Source organism: Streptomyces sp. NPDC058653, from assembly GCF_042716895.1.
Classification (GTDB): domain Bacteria; phylum Actinomycetota; class Actinomycetes; order Streptomycetales; family Streptomycetaceae; genus Streptomyces.
This window is the reverse complement of record NZ_JBHXRM010000003.1, coordinates 277,249-284,346: the sequence shown is the minus strand read 5'-3', so window position 1 is coordinate 284,346 and position 7,098 is coordinate 277,249. Positions and strand designations below refer to the sequence as shown.

At 69.0% G+C, this 7,098-nt stretch carries 6 protein-coding genes; 1 reads left to right on the top strand and 5 read right to left on the bottom strand.

Features of this window, described 5'->3' with window-relative positions:
- Nucleotides 1–1,150 (top strand): S9 family peptidase (locus ACFWU9_RS04590; RefSeq protein ID WP_384314870.1); only part of this gene is annotated, 1,150 nt, incomplete at its 5' end.
- A 205-nt stretch (nt 1,151–1,355) separates the two neighbouring features.
- Here ACFWU9_RS04590 and ACFWU9_RS04585 read toward each other — a convergent pair.
- From ACFWU9_RS04585 to ACFWU9_RS04565, 5 genes are all read right to left on the bottom strand, one after another.
- Entirely contained in the window at nt 1,356–2,459 is a 1,104-nt protein-coding gene (locus ACFWU9_RS04585; RefSeq protein WP_384314869.1) for an ABC transporter ATP-binding protein, read from the bottom strand.
- On the bottom strand, nt 2,449–3,426 hold the full coding sequence (locus tag ACFWU9_RS04580; RefSeq protein ID WP_384314868.1) for an ABC transporter ATP-binding protein: 978 nt from the start codon (nt 3,424–3,426) through the stop codon (nt 2,449–2,451). The genes ACFWU9_RS04585 and ACFWU9_RS04580 overlap by 11 nt, the downstream gene beginning before the upstream one ends.
- A gap of 11 nt (nt 3,427–3,437) precedes the next feature.
- The gene (locus ACFWU9_RS04575) at nt 3,438–4,418 is read right to left on the bottom strand and encodes an ABC transporter permease (protein ID WP_384314867.1); all 981 of its coding nucleotides are present in this window, start codon (nt 4,416–4,418) and stop codon (nt 3,438–3,440) included.
- A complete protein-coding gene (locus ACFWU9_RS04570) occupies nt 4,411–5,334 on the bottom strand; it encodes an ABC transporter permease (RefSeq protein WP_384314866.1) in 924 nt (307 codons plus the stop codon). The genes ACFWU9_RS04575 and ACFWU9_RS04570 overlap by 8 nt, the downstream gene beginning before the upstream one ends.
- Before the next feature lie 100 nt (nt 5,335–5,434).
- Entirely contained in the window at nt 5,435–7,069 is a 1,635-nt protein-coding gene (locus tag ACFWU9_RS04565) for an ABC transporter substrate-binding protein (protein WP_384314865.1), read from the bottom strand.
- Between the last annotated feature and the right edge of the window lie 29 nt (nt 7,070–7,098).

Sequence of the window (7,098 nt, the reverse complement as noted above, 5' to 3'; positions counted from 1 at the left end):
TTCCCTTTTGTTTTTGGGGCACCCCGCTGCCCTTGGGGGGGGGGGGGGGGGGGGGGGGTTTTGGGGGGGGGGGGGGGGGGGGGGGGGGGGGGGGGGGGGCGCGCCCCCCCCCGCCCCCGAGGTCGGTGAGATCCATGTCTACCGGATCCCGTACGGGGCTCCGGGGGCCGGGGAGACCCGCGAGGCCGGGGAGTCCGGCACATGGGTCCCCGAGCGCGTCTCGGAGGGCGTGGGGGTGCACAGCGCCGTCCGCGCGGGCAGCGTCATGGTGCTGGCGTCGGCCCGCCCGGAGGTCAGCGGCTCGGTGGTGCAGGTGGTGCGGGAGGGCAAACAACTCGCCGTCATCGCCTCCTTCGCCCAGCAGCCGAATCTCACCCCGCGCGTACAGCTCACGCAGGGGGGCGCACACCGAATTCCGTGCGCCGTCCTCCTGCCGACGGAGTACCGGGAGACGGACGGACCACTTCCGGTACTGCTGGATCCGTACGGAGGCCCCCACGGTCAGCGTGTGCTGGCCGCGCACAACCCCTACCTCACGTCCCAGTGGTTCGCCGACCAGGGCTTCGCCGTCGTCGTCGCCGACGGCCGGGGCAGCCCGGGCCGCTCCCCCGGCTGGGAGAAGGCGGTGAAGGACAATCTGCCGCTCACCCTGGACGACCAGATCGAGGCGCTCCAGGCACTCGCCCAGCGGTTCCCGCTGGACCGCTCACGGGTGGCCATCCGCGGCTGGTCGTACGGGGGTTACCTCGCCGGACTCGCCGCGCTGCGCCGTCCCGACATCTTCCACGCGGCGATCGCGGGCGCCCCGGTGACCGACTGGCGCCTGTACGACACGCACTACACCGAGCGTTATCTGGGCCACCCGTCGGAGGCACCGGAGGTGTACGCGGTCAACTCGCTGGTCACGGACGACGGGCTGGCGGAGGCCGCGAGCCCGGCCCGGCCGCTGATGATCATCCATGGTCTGGCCGACGACAACGTGGTGATGACGCACACGCTGCGGCTGTCGTCGGCGCTGCTGTCGGCGGGCCGGCCGCACGAGGTGCTGCCCCTCACCGGGGTGACGCACATGACGCCTCAGGAGCAGATCGCGGAGAACCTGCTGCTGCTCCAGGTGGACTTCCTGAAGCGCTCGCTGGGGATGCCCTAGGGAGGTGGGGGAGACCCCGCCCCCGGGACGCGGCCCGGGCCCACTGGGAGGCGCCGCGGGCGCTCCGTGGGCGACCGGCCGGGACCTCAGGATCCCGGCCGGTCCAACGGCACCCGCACGGCCGTACACCGACCAATGTGGCCCGTCCGTATATCGGCGAGACGTCGGTCAAGTTTCCTGCGTGTCAACGGACTTGACGTCTCAATCACATCTCCTTGTCCTGATCCGCACCGTGCTCCCCGCCCTCACCGCCCTCCCCGGCGCCCTTCCCCGGCCCGGACGTGCTCGGCACCACCTCCCGTTCCTCGGCGAAGTGACAGGCCGAGTCGTGCGCCGACAGCTCCCCCGTCTCCCGGAACCAGGGCGGTACATCCAGCGGCGGCACCACCCGCGCGCACTTCTCCCGCGCCTTCCAGCAGCGGGTACGGAACCGGCAGCCCGACGGCGGATGCGCCGGCGAGGGCACCTCTCCGGTCAGGATGATCCGCTCACGGCCCTCGCGCGCCTCCGGGTCGGGCACCGGCACCGCCGACAGCAGCGCCTGCGTGTAGGGATGGGTGGGGTGGTCGTAGATCTCCGCGTCCGTGCCGATCTCGATGATCCGGCCGAGGTACATCACCCCGACGCGGTCGGAGATGTGCCGGACGATCGACAGGTCGTGCGCGATGAAGACGTAACTGAGGTCGAACTCGTTCTGGAGGCGCTCCATCAGGTTGACGACCTGCGCCTGCACGGACACGTCGAGGGCGGAGACCGGCTCGTCGGCGACGATGATCTCCGGACGCAGGGCCAGTCCGCGCGCGATGCCGATGCGCTGGCGCTGACCGCCGGAGAACTGGTGCGGATAGCGGTTGATGTACTCCGGGTTGAGGCCGACCACGTCGAGCAGGTCCTGCACCATGCGCCGCCGGTCGCCCTTCGGCGCGACCTCGGGGTGGATGTCGAACGGCTCCCCGATGATGTCGCCGACGGTCATCCGGGGGTTCAGCGAGGTGTACGGGTCCTGGAAGACCATCTGGATGTTGCGCCGTACGGCCTTCAGCGCGCGGCCCGACAGCCGGGTGACGTCCTCGCCCTTGTACCGGATCACACCGGCCGTCGGCCGCTCCAGATTGACCAGCATCCGCGCCACGGTCGACTTGCCGCAGCCGGACTCGCCGACGATGCCCAGCGTCTCGCCGGCCACCAGGTCGAAGGAGACTCCGTCGACCGCCTTGACCGCCCCGACCTGCCTCTTGAAGAGGATGCCCTGGGTCAGCGGGAAGTGCTTCACCAAATCCCGCACTTCCAGGATGGGCTCAGACGTCATCGAGAGTCTCCCTCCAGAAGAAGCAGGCGCTGCGCCGGTTCTCGTCGACCTCGAAGAGCGGCGGCACGTCCGTACGGCAGATGTCCTGCGCCCTCGGGCAGCGCGGGTTGAAGGCGCAGCCGGCGGGGATACGCGTCAGGTTGGGCGGCAGGCCCTTGATCGCGTAGAGGTCGCGGCCCTTCTGGTCGAGCCGGGGGATGGAGTCGAGCAGACCGCGGGTGTACGGGTGGGCGGGGGCCTTGTACAGGTCGTGGACGGGGGCGGTCTCCACGATCCGGCCCGCGTACATGACGGCGATCTTGTCCGCGACGTCGGCGACGACGCCGAGGTCGTGGGTGATCAGGATCAGCCCCATGTTCAGCTCGCGCTGGAGATCCGCGAGCAGGTCCATCACCTGGGCCTGCACGGTCACGTCCAGCGCGGTCGTGGGCTCGTCGGCGATGATCAGCGAGGGTTCGAGCGCCATCGCCATCGCGATCATGATGCGCTGGCGCATGCCCCCGGAGAACTGGTGCGGATAGTCGTCGACGCGCTCCTCGGCCGCCGGAATCCGTACCCGCCGCATGAGTTCGACGGCCCGCCCCCGCGCCTCCCTGCGGGACATCCCCCGGTGCACGATGAACATCTCGCCGAGCTGCGCGCCCACGGTCAGCACGGGGTTGAGCGAGGAGAGGGCGTCCTGGAAGATCATCGCCATGTCGGCGCCGCGGATCTTCCGCCGTACGTCCTCCTTGGTCTTGAGCAGGTCCCGGCCCTTGAACACCACTTCGCCGCCCGCGATCCGGCCGGGCGGGACGTCCAGGATGCCCATGATCGCCTGGGCGGTGACGGACTTGCCGGAGCCCGACTCGCCGAGCACGGCGAGGGTCTCGCCCGCCTCGACGGAGTAGCTGACCCCGTTGACGGCCTTCGCGACGCCGTCGCGGGTGTGGAACTCCACTCGCAGTTCGCGCACTTCGAGCAACATGGACCGGCTCCTCAGCGCAGCTTGGGGTCGAGGGCGTCGCGTACCGCGTCGCCGAGCATGATGAAGGCGAGCACGGTGATGGCCAGGGCGCCGGCCGGCCAGAGCAGCATGTGCGGGGCGTTGCGGATGAACTTCGACGCGTCGGAGATGTCGATGCCCCAGGAGACGGAGGGCGGTTTGAGGCCCACCCCGAGGAAGGACAGGGTCGCCTCCAGCGAGATGTAGGTGCCGAGCGCGATCGTCGCCACCACGATGACCGGGGCGATGGCGTTGGGCAGCACATGGCGCAGCATCATCCGTGAGTTGGAGGCGCCGAGGGCGCGCGCCGCCTGGACGAAGTCGTTCTGCTTGATGGTGATGACGGAGCCGCGGGCGATCCGGGAGATCTGCGGCCAGCCGAGCAGCACCATGAATCCGACCACCGGCCAGACGCTGGAGCTGGTGACCACGGAGAGCAGGACGAGACCGCCGAGCACCACCGGGATGCCGAAGAAGATGTCGGTGAGGCGGGAGAGGATCGCGTCCCAGAACCCTCCGAAGAAGCCGGCCAGGCCCCCGAGCGCGGTCCCCGCGATCGCGACGCCGAGGGTGGCGCAGACGCCGACGGTGACCGAGGCGCGGGCGCCGTAGACGGTACGGGTGTAGACGTCGCAGCCCTGGGCGTTGAAGCCGAACGGGTGGCCGGGCTGGGAGCCCTCCTGGGCGTTGGCGAGATCGCAGGAGAGCGGGTTGCCCGAGGCGATGGCCTGCGGCCAGATCGCGATGAACACCAGGAAGAGGATGATCAGACCGGAGATGATGAAGATCGGGTTGCGGCGCAGATCGCGCCAGGCGTCCGACCAGAGGCTGCGGGGCCGCTCGTCGGGTCCCCTGCCGTCGCCCTGGTCGAGCCCTTCGAGTCCGGCGCCGTCGCTGGTGGCGAGGTCCATCGTGCCGCCGGTGCCGGTCGGGGCGATGGCTCCCTCGTCCTTGGGGGGAGTGGGGTCAGGCATAGCGGATCCTCGGGTCGAGTACGGCGTAGAGAAGGTCGACCAGCAGGTTCGCGAGCAGGAAGATGATGACGAGGATCGTCACGAAGCCGACGACGGTCTGGGTGTTCTGGCGCAGGATGCCCTGGTAGAGCTGGAAGCCGACGCCATGGATGTTGAAGATCCGCTCGGTCACGATCGCGCCGCCCATCAGGGCTCCGACGTCGGTGCCGATGAAGGTGACCACCGGGATCAGCGAGTTGCGCAGCAGATGCCGGGTGATCACGCGGTGCCGCGGCAGGCCCTTGGCGACGGCGGTACGCACGTAGTCGGCGCGGGTGTTCTCGGCGATGGAGGTCCGGGTCAGCCGGGTGACGTACGCCAGTGACACGGAGGCCAGCACCAGGCCGGGGACGATCAGTTCGTCGAGCGGGGCGGCGGAGGAGACGGACGGGGAGATCAGGTCCCACTTCACGCCGAAGAGCAGCTGGACGATCAGACCGGTCACGAAGGTCGGTACGGAGATGACGACCAGGGTCAGCAGCAGGACGCCGCTGTCGACGGGACGGCCGCGCCGCAGTCCGGTGAGCACGCCGAGCGTGATGCCGATGATGATCTCGAAGACGACCGCGACGATCGTCAGCCGGATGGTGACCGGGAAGGCCGTGCCCATCAGCTCGGTGACCTGCTGGCCGTTGAAGGCCGTACCGAAGTCGCCGGTGAAGACGTTGCCCATGTAGATCGCGTACTGCTGCCACACCGGCTTGTCGAGGCCGAACTGCTGGCGCAGCCGGTTGGCGGTCGCCGGGTCGCACTGCCGCTCGCCGCAGAGACCCGCGATGGGGTCGCCCATCACGTTGACCATGAGGAAGATCAGCAGCGTGGCACCGATGAAGACCGGGATCATCTGCAGCAGACGCCGGATCACATAACGTCCCATGAAGGGCTCCGGGGGTCGTGGGCGCTGGGTCGTACGCGGTGGGGGAAGGGGTGCGGCCCGGCGCGGGGAGAGTGCGCCGGGCCCCTGCGACCTCCGGGCGTCAGTTGACCTTGATCTCGTTGTAGACGGGGACGCTGAAGGGGTTCAGCTTCACGTTGCTCAGGCGCTCGGAGTAGCCGGCGCTGCCGTTCTGGTACCAGAGCGGGATGGCGGCCATGTTGTCCCGTACGACGCCCTCGGCCTGCTGGAACTTCTTGACCGCGGCCGGTTCGTCGCTCTCGGCGTTCGCCTGGTTGACGAGTCTGTCGAAGTCGCGGTTGGTGAACTTGCCGTCGTTCGAGGAGGCGTTGGTGAAGTAGAGGGGCTGGAGGAAGTTCTGGATCAGCGGGTAGTCCATCTGCCAGCCGGCCCGGAAGGGACCGGGCATCTTCTGCTGGGTGATCTGGCTGCGGAAGTCGGCGAAGGTGCCGATGGGCCGGCCGACGCACGCCCGGTCGTTGCCGAGGGTGTTGTTGATGCTGTTGCAGACGGCGTCGATCCAGTCCTTGTGGGAGCCGGTGTCCGCGTTGTACGAGAGCTGGATCCGGCCGCCGGGGAGACCGCCGCCGTCATTGATCATCTTCTTCGCGGCCGCGGGGTCGAACTCGCAGGCCTTGCCGCAGAGGCCGGACCGGTAGCCGCCGGACTCGCCGAGCACGGGCGAGGTCCAGTCGGTGGCCGGGGTGCGGGTCTTCTGGAAGATGGTCTCGGTGATCTGCTTGCGGTTGATCGCCATCGACAGACCGGTGCGGACCTTCTGGGCGCCCGGGGTGTTCCAGGCCTTGTCGTAGAACGGGAAGGCGAGGGTCTGGATGATGCCCGCGGGGGTGTTGATGTAGCGGGACCCGAGGTCGGCGGGCGCGTTCTTGAGCTGGGACGCCGGCACGTCGTCGACGAGGTCCAGGTTGCCCGCCGTCAGGTCGGTGTAGGCGGTGTTGTTGTCGGTGTAGACCTTCAGGTCCACGCCGCCGTTCTGCGCCTTGTCGGGGCCCGGGTAGTCGTCCCACTTGCGCAGGGACATCTGCGAGCCCTTGGTGTACGAGTCGATGGCGTACGGCCCGTTGCCGACGGGCTTGGCGAGCCAGCCCGCGTGGTCCTTGAAGAACGCGGTGGGCAGGGGCGCGAACGCGGCGTACCCGAGGGTGTCGGGCCAGGTGGAGAACTTCTGGGAGAGCTTGACGGTGAAGGTCTGGGGGCCGGTGACCTTGAGGCCGGAGAGCGTGGTGGCGGTGGGGCTGCCCGAGTCGGGGTGGACGGCGGTGTAGCCGTCGATCTGGCCGAAGAAGTAGGCGTTGCGCTGGTTGTTCTTCAGGTTCGCGCCGTAGTTCCAGGCGTCCACGAACGACTTGGCCGTGACCTTCTCACCGTTGCTGAAGGTCCAGCCGTTCTTGACGGTGATCGTGAAGTTCGTCGAGTCCTTCGTCTCGATCTTCTGGGCGAGCATGTTCTCGGCCCTGGCGGTCTTCGAGTTGTACCTCTTCAGTCCCCGGAAGACCATGTCGAGGACCTTGCCGCCCTGGACCTCGTTCGTGTTCGAGGGCTCCAGGGGGTTCTGCGGATCGCCCCAGGAGGAGCTGAGTACCCCGGCGGCGCCGCTCGATCCGCCGCTGCCGCCCCCGCCGCCGCCACAGGCCGTCGCGGTGAGGGCGACGGCGAGCGCACCTGCGGCCCACTTGGCGTGCGTGGCTCCGCGCATGGGGTTCCTCCTGAGTCCTGACTGTCACT